The sequence below is a fragment of the Streptomyces sp. NRRL S-87 genome, from assembly GCF_000719335.1.
GTDB lineage: Bacteria > Actinomycetota > Actinomycetes > Streptomycetales > Streptomycetaceae > Streptomyces.
In genome coordinates, this window is record NZ_JOGB01000022.1 from 1 (window position 1) to 22,023 (window position 22,023).

The window sequence follows — 22,023 nt, forward strand, 5'->3', positions numbered from 1 at the left end:
GGGGCGGGGGGCGCAGGAGGGCGCGGGGTGGGGGCGCGTCGGGGAGTGGGACGGGGGACGGGTGCGGGTCGGGGGCGCGGGCGGGCCGGGGGCGCGGGCGGGCGCGCGGGGCCGTACGCGGAACTCGTGCCGGTGCGCCGGTCAGTACGCCGGGGCGTGCGCCTCGCGGTCGTAGAACGGGCGCGCCTGGGCGCGCAACCACATCGCGACCGGGTCGTGCTCGTCGGCGAGCGCGACCGTCGAGACGGGCAGTCCGTCCGGTACGGCCGGGACCGCGTGCCGCATCATCGCGCGCACCGACTCGACGGCCGGGGTCGACGAGTCGTACAGCTCCAGCCCGATGGCCAGGTACGGCGTCCCGAGGGCGGGCTGCACCCAGGCGCGGCGCAGCGAGCGGACCGCGGTGGTGCGGTGCGCGTGCTGGGTGAGCAGGGCGTAGAACTGCGGCAGCTCGATGGCGGGGTCGGAGATCCGCAGCGGTCCGGCCGGCATGCGGTCCAGCCCCGTCGCGATCCGGCGCAGGTCGGCCCACGGGATGCCGAGGCCACCGCCCGGAGCGTGCGGATTGAGCCAGATGCCCCATCGGTCCGGATAGAGGGTGCGGGCCACCTCCCAGCCGGACACGACCTCGTAGGCGCGGTTCCACCCGCTGGCCGCGAGCTCCTCCGGGGAGGTCACGCAGGGCACGTAGTGGACGCCGTCCACCTCCATGGCGCCGTACTGCGCGTCGGGAGACCCGGGCTGCCCGTGCCAGAGCAGCATCCAGAGCCGGCCCTCGGCGAGGGCCAGCAGCAGCGTCTCGTAGCTGTCGTAGCGCCCGGGCGTCACCTGGCGCAGCATGTGCTCGACCTGGCCCGCCGCGGCCGTGCCTGACGCACTCACCCGGATACCCCTCTTCGTCCGCCCGTTCGTCACGCGCATCCGGCCGCGCGCGTGCGGCCGGGAAATGAAACCAGCTTACGGCCGACTAGGGCACGTAGAACGGCCGCACGCGCTGCAGCATGAAGTCGCCGACCGGGTCCTGCGCCACGTCGAGCAGCAGCAGGTTCACCGGCCAGGGCGGACCGACCCGGGCCAGGGCCCGTCCGAGGGCCTCCATGGGCGCGTTGCTGTCGGCGAGTTCCCAGTTCAGGAACTGGACGCCGACGAACATCACCGGCTCGCCGCCCTCGATGCTGGCCAGGCAGCGGCGGGCCGAGGCGACCACGCCGGTGGCCCGGAACTCCTCCGCCGCGACGGTCAGGAAGTCGACCGGGTCCTCCTGCCAGTCCGGCTCGAAGAGCCGGACCCGGCCGCCCGTGGCGGGACCGTCGAGGGCGGTGCGGCCGGACCGGCACAGTTCGGCCACCGCGGCGGGCGGCAGGGGCACGCCGATCGCGGCGTCGGGGTTCACCGCGATGCCGAGCTGCGGGGGCAGGCCACGGGCGAACTCGACGGCCGGGGCGACGGCGCACGCCATCCGGTCGCCGGCGCCGCGGGCGAACTGCGCCTGCGAGCTGTACACCGGGACGTACGGGGCGCCGTCGAGCTCCAGCGTGGGCAGGTCGAGGCCCTGGCTGTCGGGTCCGCCGCCCTCGGGGAGCGGGATCCAGACCTGGCTGCGGCCGAGCACCTCGAGGATGCGGCCGCCGGCGCCGGGGTTGCCGAGGGAGGCGGCGAGGGTCTCCTCGAGCTCGTTCGCGGGCCAGCCGTCACCTGCGGTCCTGTAGCCCTGCGTGCCGTACATGTCCACCCTGCCGGTTCCTCTCCCCCGCGCGTGCGCTGCCGCCGACCCTACCGCCGGGGCCCGACGGCGCGTACGCCACACCCCGGGGTGGGGGTGGTGTGGTGGGGATGTGGGCGGACCAGCCTGCCATGGCGCCTCAAGAGGCTCCCCCACACACCACGGGACGGCACTCTCGCGCATTCGTGGGCCCGCAGCTTCGGCGGCGAGGTGGGGTAGGGCTCCGGGCTGTCCGGTGTTGCCGGGCTTCGACTATGGGGTGGGCGCCGTGAAGGACAGGGAGGTGAGGCGGGCGGCGGCGCGGCGGTCCAGGAGGGTGACCGAGGCGCAGCCGGGCGGTGGGGTGCCCCGCTCCGCGGCGGACAGGAGGCGGGCGACCGTGCGGCGGTGCCGGGTGAAGGCGTAGCCCGTCACGCCCCGGCCGCGTGCCAGCTGCCCGGACAGCGCTTCCTCGGGGCTCGCGTCGAGCAGGACCAGGTGCAGGGAGCGGCCGCGGCGCCGGGCGGCCCGCGCCAGGCCCCGGCGCACCCACGGCTGCGATCCGCAGTCGTGGACGACCACGCTCTCGCCGGAGCGCAGCATCCGCCACAGCCCCGCGTAGTGCGCGATGCGGACCAGCGGACGGTAGCCCGCGTACGGCAGCCGGGTGGGCATCCGGCGCTGCCAGCGCTCCCGGACGTCCTGCGAGTCGACGACCCGGCCGGCCGCGGTCCTCTTGATCAGGGTGGACTTGCCGCCGCCGGGGAGCCCGGAGACCACCACCAGGTCCCCGGCCGCGAACTCCAGCCGCTCCGGGACGGGCGACCCGTCGCCCCGCCCCCGCAGGTCCGTCACCCGCGGGGCGCCCTGCCGCAGGGCGGGGTCCGCCTCCCGGACGGTGGCGGCGAGCCGCAGGTGGGCCGGCCGCGCGTCCGGGGCCCCCGGCCCGCCCGGTGCCCCGCGGCGCCGGCGGCGCGGCTGGGTGGGGACCGCGCCCGCGCCGGGCACGAGGTCCTGGGCACCCCCCAGGGGCACGGGGACGGGCAGGCCGCCGGCCCCGGTCGGTGCCGGCCCCGCGGTTCCAGTCACCGCTCCGAAGATCCGCACAGTGCTCGCCTCCCCCAGTCGGGTCACGCAGGTCACATGCCCGTCGAGTGTAAAGAGACGGTAATGCCCGCCTCCGCGGTTCCGGTATCCCCGGTCGTTTCGCCCCGCCCTCCGACCGCTTTCGGGCCCGACCCCCCGTTCGTCGCAAACGCGTGCAATGATGTGCGCGCAAACTGCATACCGGCCGCTTGAATCCGCGCGGGAGAGTTCCGGGCACGTCCTCGGTCGAGGGCGGCGTACCGGACGCCGAAGGAGCAAGACCCTCCCTTGAATCTCTCAGGCCCAGTTACCGCGCGGGCGAGGCACATCTGAAAAGCGGGCACGACGGTCCACCACCGCCGGCTCCACCCAAGGTGCAAGTCACCTCCGCAACCCGGCGCGTAGCCGTTCGTACGCGCGTGCGGTCGTGACGAACCTCTCAGGTTCCGATGACAGATGGGGAGGAATGTCCTTCAGCTGCTGGAGGATCGTCCTTCAGTCACTCACGCGGGCCTGCCCTGGGAGCCACCCCTATGACGAACACCCCCCGTCTGACCGCCCTCGACGCCGTGCACCGCTCCCTCGGTGCCACGATGACCGACTTCGCGGGCTGGGACATGCCGCTGCGGTACGCCAGCGAGCGCGACGAGCACAACGCAGTGCGCACCAAGGCCGGCCTGTTCGACCTCTCCCACATGGGCGAGATCACCGTCCTCGGCCCGGAGGCCGTGAAGGTCCTCGACTACGCCCTGGTCGGCAACATCTCCACCGTCGGCGTCGGCCGCGCCCGCTACACGATGATCTGCCAGGAGGACGGCGGCATCCTCGACGACCTGATCGTCTACCGCCTCGGCGAGACGGAGTACATGGTCGTCGCCAACGCCTCCAACGCCCAGGTCGTCCTCGACGCCCTCACCGAGCGCGCCGCCGGCTTCGACGCCGAGGTCCGCGACGACCGCGACGCGTACGCGCTGATCGCCGTGCAGGGCCCGGCCTCCCCCGGCATCGTGAAGTCCCTGACGGACGCCGATCTGGACAACCTGAAGTACTACGCGGGCCTGCCCGGCACCGTCGCCGGCGTCCCGGCCCTGATCGCCCGCACCGGCTACACCGGCGAGGACGGCTTCGAGCTCTTCGTGAAGCCCGAGCACGCCGTCGAGCTGTGGGAGGCCCTGAGCAAGGCCGGCGAGGCCGCGGGCCTGGTGCCGGCCGGCCTGTCCTGCCGCGACACGCTGCGCCTGGAGGCGGGCATGCCGCTGTACGGGCACGAGCTGACGACGTCGCTGACCCCCTTCGACGCGGGCCTCGGCCGGGTCGTGAAGTTCGAGAAGGAGGGCGACTTCGTGGGCCGCGCCGCCCTCGAGGCCGCCGCCGAGCGCGCCGCCACCAACCCGCCGCGCAAGCTGGTCGGCCTGATCGCCGAGGGCCGCCGCGTCCCGCGCGCCGGCTTCCCGGTCGTCGCCGCCGGCGAGGTCGTCGGCGAGGTCACCTCGGGCGCCCCGTCCCCGACGCTGGGCAAGCCGATCGCGATGGCGTACGTCGACGCGGCGCACGCGGAGCCCGGCACCTCCGGCGTCGGCGTGGACATTCGCGGTACGCATGAGGCGTACGAGGTCGTGGCGCTGCCGTTCTACAAGCGGCAGAAGTGACGGTTCCCGCCCCGGGAACCCCGTCACCACTCGTCTCAGACTCCAAGACATCCGTTCATCAGCAGTACCCCGCATCCAGGAGAATCAGGTCATGAGCAACCCCCAGCAGCTGCGTTACAGCAAGGAGCACGAGTGGCTGTCGGCCGCCGTGGACGGCGTCGCGACGGTCGGCATCACGGAGTTCGCGGCCAACGCGCTCGGTGACGTCGTCTACGCCCAGCTCCCCGAGGTCGGCGACACGGTCACCGCGGGCGAGACCTGCGGCGAGCTCGAGTCGACCAAGTCCGTGAGCGACCTGTACTCCCCCGTCACCGGTGAGGTCGTCGAGGCCAACCAGGACGTCGTGGACGACCCGGCCCTGGTCAACACCGCCCCGTTCGAGGGCGGCTGGCTGTTCAAGGTCCGCGTCGCCGAGGAGCCCGCCGACCTGCTCTCCGCCGACGAGTACACCGCCTTCAACGCCGGCTGACCCCACACGCGAGGGATCCACGATGTCGCTTCTGAACACCCCGCTCCACGAGCTGGACCCGGACGTCGCCGCCGCCGTCGACGCCGAGCTCCACCGCCAGCAGTCCACCCTCGAGATGATCGCCTCGGAGAACTTCGCTCCGGTCGCGGTCATGGAGGCCCAGGGCTCCGTCCTCACCAACAAGTACGCCGAGGGCTACCCGGGCCGCCGCTACTACGGCGGCTGCGAGCACGTCGACGTGGTCGAGCAGATCGCGATCGACCGCATCAAGGCGCTGTTCGGTGCCGAGGCCGCGAACGTGCAGCCGCACTCCGGCGCGCAGGCCAACGCCGCCGCGATGTTCGCGCTGCTCAAGCCGGGCGACACGATCATGGGCCTGAACCTGGCCCACGGTGGTCACCTGACCCACGGCATGAAGATCAACTTCTCCGGCAAGCTCTACAACGTGGTCCCGTACCACGTCGGCGAGGACGGCCAGGTCGACATGGCCGAGGTCGAGCGCCTGGCCAAGGAGTCGAAGCCGCAGCTGATCGTGGCCGGCTGGTCGGCGTACCCGCGCCAGCTGGACTTCGCCGCGTTCCGCCGGATCGCGGACGAGGTCGGCGCGTACCTGATGGTCGACATGGCCCACTTCGCGGGCCTGGTCGCCGCGGGTCTGCACCCGAACCCGGTGCCGCACGCCCATGTCGTCACCACCACCACGCACAAGACCCTCGGCGGTCCGCGCGGTGGCGTGATCCTGTCGACGCAGGAGCTGGCCAAGAAGATCAACTCCGCGGTCTTCCCGGGCCAGCAGGGTGGTCCGCTGGAGCACGTGATCGCGGCGAAGGCCGTGTCCTTCAAGGTCGCCGCCTCGCCCGAGTTCAAGGAGCGCCAGGAGCGCACCCTGACCGGCGCGAAGATCATCGCCGAACGCCTGGTGCAGGACGACGTCAAGAAGGTGGGCGTCGACGTGCTCACCGGCGGCACCGACGTGCACCTGGTCCTCGTCGACCTGCGCAACTCGGAGCTCGACGGCCAGCAGGCCGAGGACCGCCTCCACGAGATCGGCATCACGGTCAACCGGAACGCGATCCCGAACGACCCGCGCCCGCCGATGGTCACCTCGGGCCTGCGCATCGGTACGCCGGCCCTGGCCACCCGCGGCTTCCAGGCCGAGGACTTCTCCGAGGTCGCCGACATCATCGCCGAGGCGCTGAAGCCGGAGTTCGACGGGGACGCCCTCAAGGCCCGGGTCTCGGCCCTGGCCGCGAAGCACCCGCTGTACCCCTCGCTGTAAGCAGACCGGTGGACGAGTCGGGCCCCGCCGTGACCCACACGGCCGGGCCCTTCTCATGACCGCGGGGGCCCTACGGACGGTGACCGGCGAGCCCCTCTCCGGTGACCGCCCCCCGCAGGTCCCGCCGGGCGGCGTGAGCTGCACCACACCCGACGCCTGACGGCCCCGTCCGCGACCGTTCCGGCGGCCGAGACGTTCACCTCGGCGGGTTAGGCTCGTCTGTCGGACAAAATCCGCACACATCCCCATCTCCTGCCCCTCCACGAGCAGACAAAGGAGTCCGACCCGTGGCCATCTCCGTGTTCGACCTCTTCTCCATCGGCATCGGTCCGTCCTCCTCCCACACGGTCGGCCCGATGCGGGCGGCCCGGATGTTCGTGAACCGCCTGAAGAAGGACGGCGTCCTCGCGCAGACCGCGTCCGTGCGCGCCGAGCTCTTCGGCTCCCTCGGCGCCACCGGCCACGGCCACGGCACGCCGAAGGCCGTGCTCCTGGGCCTGGAGGGCTACTCGCCGCGCACGGTCGACGTCGAGAAGGCGGACGACGAGGTCGAGCGGATCCGCCGGACCGGCCGGCTGCGCCTGCTGGGCGCGGAGATAGGTGACGTGCACGAGATCGCCTTCGACGAGCCGAACCAGCTGATCCTGCACCGCCGCCGCTCGCTGCCGTACCACGCCAACGGCATGACCCTCTTCGCGTACGACGAGGCGGGTGCGCCGCTCCTGGAGAAGACCTACTACTCCGTCGGCGGCGGCTTCGTCGTGGACGAGGACGCGGTCGGCGAGGACCGGATCAAGCTCGACGACACCGTGCTGAAGTACCCCTTCCGCAGCGGTGACGAGATGCTCCGCCTGACCCGCGAGACCGGCCTGTCGATCTCCTCCCTGATGCTGGAGAACGAGAAGGCCTGGCGGACCGAGGAGGAGATCCGCGAGGGCCTGCTGGAGATCTGGCGCGTCATGCAGGCCTGCGTGGCCCGCGGCATGTCCCGCGAAGGCATCCTGCCGGGCGGCCTGCGCGTCAAGCGCCGGGCCGCGGCCACCGCGCGCCAGCTGCGCACCGAGGGCGACCCGCTGCTGCACCGCAGCGAGTGGACCACGATCTACGCGATGGCGGTCAACGAGGAGAACGCGGCGGGCGGCCGGGTCGTGACCGCCCCGACGAACGGCGCCGCCGGCGTCCTGCCCGCGGTCCTGCACTACTACGTGAACTTCGTCCCGGGCGCGGACGAGGACGGCGTGGTCCGCTTCCTCCTCGCGGCCGGCGCGATCGGCATGCTGTTCAAGGAGAACGCCTCCATCTCCGGCGCCGAGGTCGGCTGCCAGGGCGAGGTCGGCTCGGCCTGCTCGATGGCGGCCGGCGCGCTGGCCGAGGTCTTGGGCGGCACCCCGGAGCAGGTGGAGAACGCGGCCGAGATCGGCATGGAGCACAACCTCGGCCTGACCTGCGACCCGGTCGGCGGGCTGGTCCAGATCCCCTGCATCGAGCGCAACGGCATGGCGGCGGTCAAGGCCGTCACGGCGGCCCGCATGGCCATGCGCGGCGACGGCAGCCACAAGGTCTCCCTGGACAAGGTCATCAAGACCATGAAGGAGACCGGCGCCGACATGAAGATCAAGTACAAGGAGACCGCCCGCGGCGGCCTCGCGGTCAACGTCATCGAGTGCTGACCGCCTGACCGCACGTACGCCGAAGGGGCGGTGACCGGATCTCTCCGGTCACCGCCCCTTCGTCATGAACGGCCGGTCAGCGTGCGCGCTTGTCCAGTCGGGACTGCAGGGCCTTCTTGAAGGCCGCGAAGCGCCCGGTGTCGCGCTCCACGTACTCCAGGATCTCCAGGGCCGACTCGGTGTCGCCCTGGGCCGCCTCCTTGTAGAGCGCCCAGATACCGTCGCGGACCTTCGGATAGACCTCGTCCGCCAGGGGTTCCTCCGAAGCGCCGAGGACGACCCTCCACAGGGTCAGCATCAGGTCCTGCCGTACGACGGGCGCCAGGTCCTCCTGGAAGGCGGCCATGATGACCCCCACGGCGGGCGCGGCGACGGGGGCGAGCCCCGCCTCGTCCTCGACGTGGCCTTCCAGCGACGCTCCGGCCATCTCGGCCTCCGACCGGGCCTGGATGAGCTGGGCGAGGTAGTCCCCGACGTGACCGCGGCCGCCGCAGTAGCAGTCGTACGCGTCCCAGTCGACGCGCTTCAGCTCGATCATCCACGGGGTGGCCACGGGCGCTCCTTCGTCAGTGCTGTCTCCAGGAAACTACCTCGGGGAAGCGTCGCGTCGCACACGTCGCAGATCGCCTTCTCCTGCCAGTGCTTGCCGGGGTTGTCCCTCAGGTTCTCGACCCGGAACGCCCGGGTGAAGAGGATGCGGTTCGGGTCCCAGTTGGTGACCTCCAGGAGGTTGATCTCCGCGCAGCTTCCGTGCCCGGAGCAGGTCGCCGCGATCTCGCCGGTGTCCAGGTGGACCGCCCCGGTCCAGGTGGCCGTCTTGGCCTTGCCGGTCGAGGCGGCCTGCATGTCGTTGCGGAGGGCGGCGGCGTCGCCGAGCCGCTGCTCGACCGTCCACCCGGGCTCGGCCTTCTGCACCTGCACCTCGGGCATCTCGCCCGTACGCTCGCCCTTGGTGCCGTGCGTGGCGTTGCCGTAGCGGTAGCCGTGCGAACCGCGCTGCGGGTTGGCGGCGGCGGCCGCGGGCGCTCCGGTCTCCGGGGCGTCCGGCGCGGCCTTCGAGGAGGAGGACGCCTCGGCGGCGTCCTGCGGGGTGCTCGCCTTCTTCGGGGCGGCCGCATTGGCGCCGGCCGCCTCCTCGGCGGCGGCCTTCGCCGCGCCGCCGGCCGAGGCCGCGCCCTTGGGGGCGGAGGCCGCGGCCTCGCCCGAGGCCTTCGCCGCGCCGCTTGCTGCTGCTCCCTCGCCCTCCATGGACGGATGGAAGCCGCCAGCCGCTCCGCAGCCCATGGCCGCGCAGTCACCGCCGACGGCGCCCGTCACGATGCCCGCGGCCTCGCCGAGGGCGAGCACGCAGCCCGGTGCGAGCACCGGTGCGCCGGCGCAGCCCGTGACGACCACCGCCACGACCACGACGACGACCACGACGATGACGACCTTCTCGATGATCGGCGCGGCCTTCTTCAGGTAGTGGCCCGCGCAGCCCCAGAAGCCGTCGCATTCGTCTTCGTCGTCGTTTCCGCTGCCTCCCGAGGAGGTCGTGGTGGTCGTCGTGACGGTCGTGGTCGTGGTCGACGACGGGGGATGGCCGGGGTTCTGGCCGTAGCCGTCGCAGAGGTCCTTGGGGCAGGCGCCACTGGGGTCACTGGTGCTGGTCGGGTTGTCGGCCGCGTAGCTGTACCCGCCCATCTGGTTCGGGTCGCCGGCCTCGAAGACCGGGTCGGGAGCGAGGAAGCGGCCGCTGGTGGCGTCGTAGTTGCGGAGGCCGAGCAGGTTCAGACCGCTGGAGGTGTCCAGCGGCTGGCCGACGAATCCGCGGTTCTCGTCCGGGGAGACCCACGACGTGGGCTTCGGACCGCGCGCGTTGCCGTACGGGTCGTACGAGCGCCGGGTCGCGAGCAGGCTGCCCGCGTCGACGGCGGTCGTGGACGTGCCCTGGGCGTTGGCGATCTGGTAGGTGACGCTGCCCGAGCTGCTGCGGGTGACGTCGGTCCCGTCCGGGCCCTTGTAGTGGCGCAGGCCGGTCCAGGTCTTCGCCGCGATGTTCAGCGTGATCTGCTCGGCGCCGCCGAACAGGTACAGGATGCGGGTCTTGTCGGTGCCGCCGGCGGCGCCGGTCTGGATGAGCAGCTGGCCGTCGGCGTCGTACAGGTACTTGCTGGTGGTGCTGGTGGTACCGGTGCCCGTGGTGACGCCGGCCGTGCGGCCCTCGACGTCGTACGTCAGGGTCTGGGTCTGGCCGGCCGGGACGGCGCCGGTGGCGGCCGTCGTCCACACCTGGCCCGCGCTGCCGCAAGTGGCGAGCTTGAGCTGGGTGCCGGCGGTGGCGCTGGCGGCCGGATCGGTCAGGCAGACCGCGCTGTTGGCCTCGTTGACCAGGGTGCCGGTGGTGGTCGCCTTCCACTTCTGGGTGGCGTCCGCGTTGCAGGTGTCGATCACCACGAGCGTGCCCGCGGCGGTCGCGTTGGCGACCGTGTCCAGGCACATGCCGAGCACCTTGACGGTGCCGTCGGTGCCGACGGTCCACTTCTGCGCGGTGCTGGTGCCCGAGCAGGTGCCGACCTGGACCTTGGTGCCGGCGGTGGCGGCGCCGCCCGCCGTCTCGATGCAGAGCTTGCCGCCGCCGGAGAGGGTGAAGCCGGTGGTCAGCGGGCCGGTCGTGGCGACCTTCCGGCTGACGGTGTTGCCGGCGTTCTTGTTCCCGTAGGCCGGGTCCGCGTAGCCGTTCGTCCAGTTGGCCGTGCCGGTGGCGGGGTTGCTGTTGGCGGTGGCGCCCGCCTGGTTGGGCAGGGTGGCCGCCACGGTGCCGTCGGCCCCGGTGAAGGCGATGGACTGGCTGGTGTCGGCCAGCGCGTTGCCGGACGGGTCGTGGTCGACCATGCCGGTGCGGTCACCGAGCAGGTCGTAGGAGTACGTCTGCCAGTAGGCGGCCGGGCCGCCGACCGTGGTGGTCTTGATCTGGCCCGAGCTGGTGGTCTGCACCTTCGCGGTGGTGCAGCCGCCGACCCCGCCGACCGGTGCCGCCGTGGGCGAGGTGATGCCCGCGGTGTCCGTCCAGGCCGCCGTCAGGCGCTGGAAGGAGTCGTAGCTGAAGCACTGGGTGTCGTGCGTGGTGTTGTTCTGCAGGTCGTCGATCGCGGTGATCTCGCCGGCCTGGTTGTAGCGGTAGTTGACGACGTCCAGCGCGGTCGCGGACGTCTGCACCATGCTGCTGTTCTGGATGGTGCGGCCGGTGGTGGCGTCGTACTGGGAGAAGGTGGCCAGTTGCTTGCCGGCGGCACCGTAGTTCGTCTGCTGGACCCGCCCGAAGGCGTCGTGGACGGTGTTGGACAGGTAGGCCGGGGTGTTGGCCGCGCTGATGTATCCGCCGAAGGTGTCCAGGTTGCCCTGCTGGGTGTAGCCGTAGTCCACGTCCTCGGCCGGCAGGTTGCCGTCGGCCTGGTAGTGCGTCGTGGACAGCAGGCCCAGCGTCGGGGTGAAGTCGGCGGCCATCGTGTAGGTGACGGTGCCGCTCGCGGGGGCCGCGGACTGGCCGGCCGCCGCGAAGCCCTCGGACGCCGGGATGGTGACCGTGCTGCCGAGCGCCTGGTAGGCCGTGTTATAGCCGGTGGCCGCCTTGGTGTACGCCTTGCCGGACGCACCGCCCACATAGCGGGTCGAGGAGGTCGGGTAGCCCTTGGCCAGGGTGTCGTACACCCACGCGGCCTGGAGCTTGCTGGGGTCCGGGGTCGCCTGCCACGGACCGGAGTACGCACCGGTGCGCCGGTTGTTCCAGTCGTAGGTGAAGGAGACGGTCTGGCCGCGCGCGTCGGTGGCCTGGAGCAGGTTGCCGGCGAGGTCGTACTTGTCGAAGGTGCCGGTACCGCTGTTGGGGGCGGACTGGGTGAGCTTCTGGCCCAGGAAGTTGTACGTGTTGGACCAGGTGTTGCCCGCGTTGTCCTTGACGGAGGCGACCTGGCCGCCCGGGGTGTAGGTGTAGCTGGTGGTCGCGTTCGCCACCGGGACGGCGCCGGCGGTGCCCTGCTTCCACAGCACCGTGCTGTTGTCGGCCGCGACCACCACCACGGTGGAGTCGGCCCGGACCCGGAAGGTGGAGCCGGTCGAGGCCGCGAGACCCGTCGTCCACTTCGAGACGCCGGACGTGGTGTAGATGACGAGGTTGCCGTCGGTGCCGTACTTGGCGTAGGCGCCCGGGTTGCCGGCGGTACCGCTCGCCCAGATCTGCTTGCCGGTGGCCAGCGCGGTCAGGACCAGGTTGCCGTCGGCCTGCATGGTCAGGCGCACGGTGTTGGAGGTCAGCGACGTGCCCGAGGGGATGACGTCATTGCCCCGGACCATCACCGTGCCGCCGGTGTTCTTCACGACGCTGCGGACGGTCTGCCCCAGCGCGTTGGTGAAGACGGCGGTGGACCGGCCGCCCGCGGAGGGGGTGGTGTCGGTCTCGTCGGCGCCGGGGTAGCTGGTGGAGGTGTGCCACTGCTCGACCGCCTGGTGCCACAGGGTCGACCTGGTCGGCCGGCCCTGGCCGTCGTACGTCGTGGTGTTCTCGGACGGGATCTGGTTCTCGTTGGCGGCGAAGAGCGTGCCGGAGGGCCCGGCGGTGGGCTCGTAGTACGGGGCGTACGAGGTGACCGGCCAGCCGTGCGAGTCGTAGAACGTGTCGGCGATGAGCCGGCCGGTGTCGCTGTCGCCCTGCGGCATGGTCTGCTTCTGCCGGGGCTGGAGCAGGCCGTCGTAGATGTCGATGCCGACGGAGTACGTGCCGTCCTCGCGCAGCGTCCTGGTGGTGACCGAGGTCGGCGCGCCGGGCTGGGTGATCGTGTCGCCGGGGGCGGCGACCGCGCCCGGGTTCACCGAGTACGCGAAGGTGCGGTCGGCGCTCTTGCCGGCGCTCCGGTCCCGGCCGGGCAGCCAGACGGCGGTGCGGCGGCCGAGGGCGTCGTAGGTGACCTCGGTCTTGCGGCCGTTGGCGTCGACGCTCTGGATCTCCAGCCCGCGCAGCGGGGAGTGGGTGGAGGTGACCGTCCAGTTCTTGCTGTTGGTGGTCTTGACCGTGGTCGGGACGGTGTTGTTGCCCGCGCTGCTCCACGCCGGGGTGAAGTCGGTGTGGGTGTTCTGCCCGGTGGCGTCGAGCGCGTCGGTGATGCGGCCGATGCCGTCGTACTTCATGGCAGCGGTGGTCTGCCAGTTCTCGGTGGTGCCGGTGTAGCCGGTGGCCATCTGCATGCCGGTCACGCCGGCGTCCGCCGAGACCTGCCCGAAGGCGCCGAGGCCGGTGAGGGTGCCGTCGCCGTTGTAGTAGATCTTCCGGTCGGACAGCAGGTTGGCGGAAGTGACGGGCACACCGCAGGGCCCGGTGACCGCGGTGACCCGGACCGGGTACGAGAGCATCCGCGGGTTCTCGGCCGGCGGGCTCGCGTACGTGGTGGTCGAGCACTTCTCCTGGCTCGGGTCGCCCACGTCGCCGTGCGCGTCCGTGCTGGCGACCCGGCCCTGGGCGTCGTACGTCGTGTCCGTCTGCGTGTGGCGCCAGGTGCCGTCGGCGAGCTTGGCGTAGTCGTGGCGCTGCGCGCTCTGCATCCGCCGGGCGACGAGCGGAGGCAGGGTGGACAGGGCCGGCTTGGTCTCGCCCGGGTGGTCCGTCTGCTCCCAACCGCTCCACGCGGTCCGGGAAAGGGTCGCGGTGTCGGTGGCCGTGAAGGGGCCGCTGACACTGGTGGAGACGATCGAGCCGCCGGCCGCGGAGTAGACGTCCTTCTGCAGCTCGGTGCCGGCCAGCTGGTCGGCATCGGTGACCGTCTGGACGACCTGACCGCCGGCCTTCGCGTCCACCGTGACCGAGCGGCGGGTGCCGTCGGCCTTGTAGTCGCCGTCCATGCCCTGGAGGTACGTGGAGACCGCCTGCGTGACGGGCTCGGGGGCCTGGCCGGTCTGGACGGTCACCGTGCGGAAGCCGCGGAACTGGTTCCAGGTGCGGTACTGGTCGTCCGTGTACGCCGAGTCGTCGCGGTGCCAGGCGGCGCCCGCGTAGCTGTACGTGGCGACGTGCGCGGCGGAGCCGGCCGGGGCCGCGCTGCCGTCCGGCTTGTACGTGCCGGCGACCGTCAGGTCGGAGGTGGTGACCTGGCGGACCGTGATCTTGTTGAACCAGTCCTCGATGGGCTTCGAGGCGCCCGGCACCGTCCAGGCCACCGGGTAGCAGGAGTTGGTGTTGGAGTCCGCGGTCGCGAAGCTCAGCGTCTTGCCCGCGCAGGGGTCCAGGTTGTAGTCGACGGCGATGGAGCCGCCGGTCTCCGTCTGGATCGTCGAGATGCGCGGGTGGTACAGCGGCGGGGCGGACGGCTCGACGTCGTTGACGCGGTTGTCGATCTCGGTGCCCGTGAACGCCACCTTGTTCAGGGTGATGTCACTGTTGCCGTTGCCGTACGTGTCCTTGCCGGTGTGCTGGATGGTCTGCAGCCACATCACGGCCTGGAGGAAGCCGGAGTGCGCCGGGTCCACCGAGGTGCCGGTGACCGGGTCGACCGAGCCGCCGGCATCGGAGAAGACGTGGCCGAGCTGGTAGGAGTCGACGTCCACCAGCCTGTCGGTGGTCGCGTCCTTGACGTGCACCTTGGTGGTGATGGAGTCGAGGCGGGTGGTCGACCAGAAGGTCGGACCGGCGATGACGCAGACGTCCGTGGGGACGGTGGTGGACCCCTCGGGGATCACCGTCTTGTCCGTGGAGTCGCAGTGCTGGTCCCACGGGGTGTCCGGCCAGTGCGGCGAGGTCGAGTCCTTCAGGTTGCCGGCCGAGCAGTCCGTGAACGTCGCGTCGGTCTGGCAGCGCTGCTTGGTGGTGAAGACCACCTGCGCCGACGGCGTGCGCTCGGCCAGCGCGTCGGTCAGCGTGTAGCCGTACGAGATGGAGTCGAGGGTGCCGCCGCGGGTGTACGAGGTCAGGGTGCCGAAGTCACCGTCGGGCGCCTGGCCGCCGCCGAGGCTGTACCAGTTGGTCGCCGACGTGTAGTCGTACCGCTGGACCAGGCCGCCCGGCGAGACGACGAAGTCGAGGTTCCAGCGCCAGCCTTCGGGCTTGGCGCAGCGGGAGGCCTTGCCCTTGGCCGAGTCGTAGCAGGGGTCGCCCGACTGGGGGTGGAGGACCGGCTGGCCCCAGGCGGAGTCGGTGCTGTTGTCGGTCGGCGTCCCCGACTGCGGGACGGCGGCGGTGCCGACGCCCGCGGGGGCGTGGTTCGAACCGAAGTAGGCGGCCGAGCCGTCGGTCATCAGGACGCGGAAGTAGGTGCCGTCCTCGAGGCCGTTCTGGGCCCCCGAGAGCTCCTGGACGATCGTGCCGTCATCGCCGCCCAGCTTCCACTGGCGCAGCAGGCCGGGGACACTCGCGTCCTTGGTGTCCGGGATCAGGACGCCGGAGTGCGGGCCGAAGGAGATCTGGGCGTTGGCGCCCGTCCAGCAGTTGTCGGCGGACCCCTTGAGGATCTTGTTGCCGTTGCCGTCGCGGAGGCTCCCGCAGCCGCGGTACGTACGCTCGACGAAGCCCGGGTCGTAGCTCCAGCCGTCGCCGATCCAGGTCGACTGGGAGTTGCGGGCCGAGGTCTCGCCGTCGACCGCCTGGGAGTCGTACGAGAGGCCGACGCTCGGGGCGTTCCCGCCGAGGCCCGCGGGGACGTCGATCGGGTACGCGTACGTGAACGAGCCCGTGCCCGAGGCCTGCCAGGAACCGGAGGGGTTCAGGGAGGTGGCCGCGTAGTCGCCCTGGGAGCCGCCGCTGCCGGAGGTCACGCCGAGGGTGGCGCCGGAGGTGGCCGCCTCGGCCGACTGGGCCGTCTGAGCCGCCATCGCGGAGGCCGCCGGCTTGGCGCCCTTCGTGCCCTTGGGGGACGCGGGCGCCGCCGGGGTGCCGAGCGTGACCGTGGCGGTCAGCTGGTCGGCGGTGGCGCGGTTGGTGAAGGGGATCTCGGTCTGGGTGCGGCACTTCGCCAGCTGGGGGGTCGTCAGCGCGCAGTCCGGCAGCTGTACGAGCCGCAGGCGGGAGCCGTAGCCGCCGCCGTACGCCTTGGCGAGCGAGCCGTAGTCGATGACGACCTGGACCTTGCCCGTGCCGGCAGCCGGGGCGGCCGGGGTCAGGGAGACCAGCATGCCGTTGGCGCCGGCCTTGAGGGCCTGGGCGTGGGAGCCGACCTTGACGCGGACGGCGTCCGGGGCGGTCGCGGCGCCCTTCGGGGTCGCGCCGCCCTTGGCGGCGGTCGCCGGCTTCGCCGGGGCGACCCACACGGGCAGGGTGCCCGCCTTGACCGGCTTCTTCGCACCGCCCTCGGCGGTGCGCGTGCCGGCCGTCAGCTTGACCGTCGCCGAGCCGGCCTTCGGCCAGGACTGGCGGCCGGGCTGGTACCGCTTGACCGGCCGGTAGCCGGCCGGGTGGCCCTGCTTGGGGCCGGTCTGGCGGGCGGCGAGCTCGTGCCCGCCGACCCCGGTGGCCTCGGAGACCTTCTTCGGGTTCCAGACCTCGCCGTGGAAGTGGTAGTCCCCCGCTTGGCCGTTCCGGCCCTCCCAGTCGTCCTTACCCGCGCCCAGCAGGCCGAGGTCGAGGCCCTGAGTGAAGGCCAGCGGCAGAAGCAGCGCGAGGGTGGCCAGAAAGGCCACCCCCAGCAGGCTTCCGCCGCCCCATATTCGAACTCTCTTGCTCGCAAACCAGCGAGGCCGTGGTGCCACGTGCCATCCCCCTGCCATCGGTGGCGGCATGCGCCGTACCACCGCAGTTCACGTCACACGACGCGTGTGACCGCCGGAGGCTATTGATGCGCGGGGGGTTGGATCAATACGGTGACTCGTCTCCTAGTTCGAACGGAATAAGCCATTCCGTAGGGAAAGTTGTCCGCCTTTACGCGGGACAAACAACCAGCGAATCCGACAAAGCACGGGGACCGCTTTGCCGCACCGCCGCGACGTCGCCGGCGATGCATGGGGGAATCCTTGATTCCACCTCATACGATCTTGCGAGGAACTTGACGCATGCTTTGCACTACCGATCGCGGTACGAGACGTTCCAGATCCCTGGCGCTGTCCCGCGCGCTCCTGACCGCGCTCACCGCCGTGAGCCTCGTCACACCCGCTGTGCCCGCCGTCGCCCAGGACCGTGAGCCGGCGGCCGGGAGTCCGCTGTTCCTCGCGCAGCAGGAGGCCCTCGCCGAGCACCACACCGTGCCGGTGGACGACCTGACGACCCAGACCACCACGGTCAAGGCCAACCCCGACGGCTCCTTCACCTCCACCACCGCCCTCATGCCCGTCCGCGTGCAGAAGGACGGCGCGTGGGTCCCGGTGGACGCCACCCTCGGCCGCAACGCGGACGGCACCTGGTCCCCGAAGGCCACCCCCCACGCCGTCGCCCTCTCCGGCGGCGGCAGCGGCCCGGCCGTCCGCCTCACCCACGAGGACGGCAGCCGCCTCGCGCTGACGATGCCCTTCCCGCTGCCCGCGCCGCAGGTCTCGGGCGACACCGCGCTGTACCGGTCGGTGCTCCCGGGGGTCGACCTCTCCCTCTCGGTCACCGACCAGGGCGGCTTCAGCGACGTCCTGATCGTCCACGACAAGGCCGCCGCGGCCGACCCGCGGATCAAGGAGCTCAGGCTCAGCGCGGCCACCGACGGCCTGAAGCTCACCGCGACCCCCTCCGGCGGCCTGGAGGCCAAGACCGCCGACGGCACGCTGGACTACGTCTCCCCGCGCCCGGTCATGTGGGACTCCGCCACCCCCGAGGCCGGCGCCCCGGGCGCCGGCCCGGCCGGCAGCACCCCGGTCGCCGCGGCCGCCTCCGCCGTCCGCGTGACCTCCCTGGCCGACACCGCCGCCGAGGCCCCGGTCTCCTCGGTGGACGGCCCCGGCGCCGGCGCCCAGGTCGACCAGGTCCCGATGACCACCACGTCGACCAGCGTGACCCTGCGCCCGGACACCTCCGTGCTGACCGGCCCGGACACCGTGTACCCGGTCTACATCGACCCGTACACCAACCCGGTCTCCAGCACCTCCGGCAACTACACCGAGGTCTACTCCAGCTCCACGTGCTCCAACAGCCCGCAGTACAACAAGCCGCAGTCCAACGGCGAGGGCGTCGGATACCAGCGCTGGGGCGGGGCCTGCGGCAGCGGCCTGGAGCGGTCGTTCTACGGGATCAACACCAGCGGGCTCGCCCCCGAGATGGTCATCTCCAAGGCGCTGATCACGGTCAACTCGACCTACGCGGCCAGCTGGGACTGCTCCAAGGACCAGCCCATCACGCTGCACACCACCGGGTCGATCAACTCCTCCACCACCTGGAACAACCAGCCGGGCACCAACGACAGCACCCACCCGGCCGTGCGGACCACCATCCCCAGCGCCGCCAACTCCAACAGCAGCTGCAGCAACCACACCGCCAGCTTCACGGTGACCAACCAGGCCCAGAAGATCGCCGACGCCGGCATCGACACCTGGACGGTCGCGCTCTTCGGTGACGAGTCGATCTCCAGCAGCAACGACAACTACCTGCGCGTGTCGACGGTGGTCTACCTGACGACGACCTTCGACATCCCGCCGAGCAAGCCGTCGAACCTGTACACCACCCCGTCCGCGCTCGGCGCCTCCGGCGCCTGCGTGACCAGCGGTCTCGGCTGGATCGGCGCGACCACGTACAGCGCCGCGGGCAGCAACCTCCAGCTGCACGCCAAGCTCACCACCAACGTCTCCGGTGAACTGGCGCAGGCCTTCTACGACTTCTTGGACCGCACCCAGCTCACCAACGGCAACCCGACCACCATCTCCAGCCCGACCAGCTCGTACGTCGCCTCCGGCACCGACGCCGTCGTCCCGGTCGGCGTCACGCTCAAGGACGGTCACGAGTACGGCTGGGACGTCTACGCGAAGACCAACTCCTCGGCCCACCTGCCCTCGCCGACCTCCGACCACTGCTGGTTCCGGACGGACTTCACCGCCCCGGAGACCCCGGACGTCACCGACAACGCCTCCTTCCCACGGGTCGGCGGCGGTGCGGGCCAGCCGGTCGTGTACGCCGCTCCGGGCCGTACCACGGACTTCAACGTCTCGGCGGCCGACCGCGCACCGGCGGCCACCTGCACCCCGGGCCCCTGCCTGTCCAGCGGCATCGACCACTTCGTCTGGCGGCTCGACGCCCAGCCCACCGCCCAGGTCGGCACCTCGGTCAATCCCGCGTCCACCGACGCGAGCGGCGTGGCCACCGCGAAGCTCACCGTCCCGGTGACCCAGTGGGGCGTCCACACCCTGTACGTGGCCGCCGTGGACAACGCCGGCAACCTCTCGCAGGCCCCGGTGAGCTACACGTACACCGTGCCGTGGAACCCGGCTACCAAGATCACCCCGGGTGACATCGGCGGCGACGGCATCCCCGACCTGCTGGCCACCACCCGCACCGGCGACCTGGTCATGCTGCCCGGCAACACCGACGCCGCGCAGCCGCTGGCGCCGGTACAGCCCCCGACCAAGGAGACCACCACCCCGGCAGGCGGCCCGGTCACCGTGGCCAAGGCCGAGCACACGCCGGACGGCACGGGCTGGAACAACTACCTGATCGCCCACCGCGGCAGCATGCACGGCGCCGACGTGGACGACCTCTTCGCCTTCAACAAGACGACCAAGCAGCTCTACATCGTCAAGAACGACCTGGTCTCGGGCACCTCCTGGCCCAGTCCTCCGGACCCGTACTCCACGTACGGCGGGTTCACCGGCAGGCGGTACGACTGGGTCCCCAAGGACCCGTGCCAGCCGGCGACCGAGGTGGCCGACGACTCCCGCTGCCGCACCGCCGGCTACAACGCCGCCACCTGGAACATCGACCAGCTGATCACGCCGGGCGACGTCTACGGCAACCCCTCCTACCCGGCGGTGATCACCGTCGAGGACGAGAAGCTGTGGATCTACCAAGCCGACGGCGGCGGCCACTTCAAGCACCCGCTGCTGCTCGGTGACGGCGACTGGTCCGGCTACACGCTCCTCGGCCCGGGCGTCGTCGGCGGCACCCTCACCACGGACGCCACCGGCAAGGGCAGCGTCAGCGGCGGCTCCTCCGTGCTCTGGGCCCGGGACGACGTGACCGGCTCGGTGATGTCCTTCCCGATCACCCTGACCGCGGGCAGCGACGTCCCGGTGCTGCTGCACGCCCCGGTGCACACCGCGCTCACCTCCGGCGTACTCGCGACCGACGGCAGCAAACTCTGCCTCGACATCGACCACGCGCTGTATGCCAACGGCACCCGGGTCCAGATCTGGACCTGCAACCAGACCAAGGCCCAGAGCTGGACGCTGATGTCCGACGGCTCGATCCGCGCGATGGGCGGCTGCCTGGACGTCAACGGCGCCGGGGTGGACAACGGCACCATCGTGCAGCTGTGGACCTGCAACGGCTCCGCGGCCCAGAAGTGGACCCTCGGCGCCGCGGGCAGCCTGGTCAACCCGAACTCCGGCAAGTGCCTGGACGACCCGAACAGCAACAAGGCCCCCGGCACGCAGCTGTTCATCTTCACCTGCACCGGCAACCCGAACCAGAGCTGGACGGTCGGCGCCGCGGCGGGCTGGACCACCAACCCGCCTGCCCCGCTGACCCCGGTGCTTACGGCGGCCGACTACCCGGCGGTCACGTCCCCGGGTGACCTGAACAGCGCGGCCGGTGGCCCCGACGGCAACCCCGAGCTGTACGCGGTCGACGCCGCCGGCCAGCTCCTGGAGTACCCGGGCCAGGCACCGACGGGCACCTCGGCTGTCTTCGGCGCGCCCGTCTCGCTCGGTGCCGTCGGCAACACCGCCACCCACGGCTGGCGGCTCGACGAAGGCGCCGGCACCACCGCCGCCGACTCCCCCGGCACCCTGACCGCGTCCCTGACCGGCGCGTACACCTGGGGCACGGACGCCGTCCGCGGCAAGGTGCTCCTGCTCTCCGGCTCCACCGGGTACGCGGCCACGACCGGGCCGGCGCTGAACACCTCCGCGGACTTCACCGTCTCTGCGTGGGTCAAGCTCGGCTCGACGACGGGCAACTCCACGTTCGTGTCCCAGTCCGACGGGGCGGGCAGTGCCAACGGGTTCCAGCTGTACTACTCCTCCGGCGCCAAGGCCTGGGCCTTCGGCCGGCACAACGACGGCACCGCAGGCACGGCCTTCTCTGCCGCGTACTCGTACGGCGTGACGCCCGCGGCCGGCAAGTGGACCCACCTCACCGGCGTGTACGACGCGGACGCGAAGCAGCTGTACATCTACGTGGACGGCAAGCTCGCGGGCCAGAAGTCCTTCGGCGGCACCGTCTGGACCGCCACCGGCGGCGTGCAGATCGGCCGTCGGCTGTACCAGTCCGCCTACGGCGAATACGCCAACGGCGCCGTGAGCGACGTACGCCTCTACCAGCGGGCCCTGCCCGCGGCGAACGCCGCGGCCACCGCCGAGCTCCCGGGCATCACCCAGCTCGACTGACCCGCACACCCGACGGCGGCCCGGTTCCCCCAGGGAACCGGGCCGCCGCCGTGCAACCGGGTCCGGTCCGGGCGGCGTCCTTCCGGGTGACACCACTGTCCCCACTACCTGGAGAACCGGGGGACGCAATGCCGAACATCCGCCACCGCCGTCTCGTGGCCACGGCCACGGGCGTCGCCCTCGCCCTCGGGGCCGGCCTCGCCGTGCCCGTCACCGCCTCCGCGGCGCCGGTCCGGGCCGCCGGGCAGCCGACCTCCGTCACGCCGGGCTTCACCACCCCTCTGGTGGTCAACGCCCGCACCGGCGCGCACTGCACGTACGACCGGCTCGTCATCGACATCCAGGGCACGATGCCCACCACCTCCGTCAAGCGGGTCCCCGTCCTGCGCTACGACGGTTCGGGCCGGAGGGTGCCGCTGCCCGGGCGGTACTTCCTGGAGATCAAGCTGACGCCCGCCGCCGCCCACGACGCGGCCGGCCACAACGTCTACAAGGGCCCGAAGCTGAAGCGGCTCACGCTGCCCAAGCTCAAGGGCATCGCCCTGACCGGCGACTTCGAGGGTGTGGTCACCTTCGGAACCGCCTTCCACACCTATCCGAAGTACACGACCAAGAAGCTGCACCACCCCGAGCGCTTCGTGCTCGACGTGCAGCACGCGAACGTCTGCTGACGGCGCTCGCGGCACGGGGCCGGGGGC

The 22,023-nt window shown here is 71.8% G+C and carries 11 protein-coding genes and 1 riboswitch; of the genes, 6 read left to right on the forward strand and 5 right to left on the reverse strand.

Annotated elements, in window-relative coordinates:
• Window positions 1-141: 141 nt before the first annotated feature.
• From IF43_RS0116210 to IF43_RS0116220, 3 genes are all read right to left on the reverse strand, one after another.
• Window positions 142-882: an enhanced serine sensitivity protein SseB C-terminal domain-containing protein gene (locus IF43_RS0116210; protein ID WP_030200397.1), complete on the reverse strand. Its 741-nt coding sequence runs from the start codon at window positions 880-882 to the stop codon at window positions 142-144.
• An 85-nt stretch (window positions 883-967) separates the two neighbouring features.
• Window positions 968-1,726, reverse strand: a complete 759-nt coding sequence (locus IF43_RS0116215; protein WP_051795440.1) for an enhanced serine sensitivity protein SseB — start codon at window positions 1,724-1,726, stop codon at window positions 968-970.
• A 249-nt stretch (window positions 1,727-1,975) separates the two neighbouring features.
• Entirely contained in the window at window positions 1,976-2,578 is a 603-nt protein-coding gene (locus tag IF43_RS0116220) for an AAA family ATPase (RefSeq protein ID WP_234332205.1), read from the reverse strand.
• A 420-nt stretch (window positions 2,579-2,998) separates the two neighbouring features.
• Window positions 2,999-3,111, forward strand: a riboswitch (glycine riboswitch).
• 210 nt (window positions 3,112-3,321) lie between these two features.
• Between IF43_RS0116220 and gcvT the strand changes: the two genes are divergently transcribed.
• From gcvT to IF43_RS0116240, 4 genes are all read left to right on the forward strand, one after another.
• Window positions 3,322-4,437, forward strand: a complete 1,116-nt coding sequence (gcvT, locus tag IF43_RS0116225) for a glycine cleavage system aminomethyltransferase GcvT (protein ID WP_030200409.1) — start codon at window positions 3,322-3,324, stop codon at window positions 4,435-4,437.
• A 91-nt stretch (window positions 4,438-4,528) separates the two neighbouring features.
• Window positions 4,529-4,906 (forward strand): glycine cleavage system protein GcvH, encoded by a 378-nt coding sequence (gene gcvH / locus IF43_RS0116230; RefSeq protein WP_030200410.1) that lies wholly within the window; start codon window positions 4,529-4,531, stop codon window positions 4,904-4,906.
• Window positions 4,907-4,928: 22 nt separating this feature from the next.
• Window positions 4,929-6,185, forward strand: coding sequence for a serine hydroxymethyltransferase (gene glyA, locus IF43_RS0116235; protein WP_030200411.1), 1,257 nt, complete (start codon window positions 4,929-4,931; stop codon window positions 6,183-6,185).
• A gap of 287 nt (window positions 6,186-6,472) precedes the next feature.
• Window positions 6,473-7,855, forward strand: coding sequence for an L-serine ammonia-lyase (locus IF43_RS0116240; protein WP_030200413.1), 1,383 nt, complete (start codon window positions 6,473-6,475; stop codon window positions 7,853-7,855).
• A 76-nt stretch (window positions 7,856-7,931) separates the two neighbouring features.
• Here IF43_RS0116240 and IF43_RS0116245 read toward each other — a convergent pair whose 3' ends face one another.
• Window positions 7,932-8,408 (reverse strand): hypothetical protein, encoded by a 477-nt coding sequence (locus IF43_RS0116245; protein WP_030200416.1) that lies wholly within the window; start codon window positions 8,406-8,408, stop codon window positions 7,932-7,934.
• Window positions 8,390-16,492, reverse strand: coding sequence for a ricin-type beta-trefoil lectin domain protein (locus tag IF43_RS0116250; RefSeq protein WP_030200419.1), 8,103 nt, complete (start codon window positions 16,490-16,492; stop codon window positions 8,390-8,392). Before IF43_RS0116250 ends, IF43_RS0116245 begins: the two co-directional genes overlap by 19 nt.
• Before the next feature lie 369 nt (window positions 16,493-16,861).
• Between IF43_RS0116250 and IF43_RS43490 the strand changes: the two genes are divergently transcribed.
• Together IF43_RS43490 and IF43_RS0116260 are read left to right on the forward strand one after the other, a co-directional pair.
• Window positions 16,862-21,325, forward strand: a complete 4,464-nt coding sequence (locus IF43_RS43490; protein WP_267884782.1) for a ricin-type beta-trefoil lectin domain protein — start codon at window positions 16,862-16,864, stop codon at window positions 21,323-21,325.
• Window positions 21,326-21,453: 128 nt separating this feature from the next.
• The gene (locus IF43_RS0116260; RefSeq protein ID WP_030200423.1) at window positions 21,454-21,996 is read left to right on the forward strand and encodes a hypothetical protein; all 543 of its coding nucleotides are present in this window, start codon (window positions 21,454-21,456) and stop codon (window positions 21,994-21,996) included.
• The last annotated feature ends 27 nt before the right edge of the window (window positions 21,997-22,023 follow it).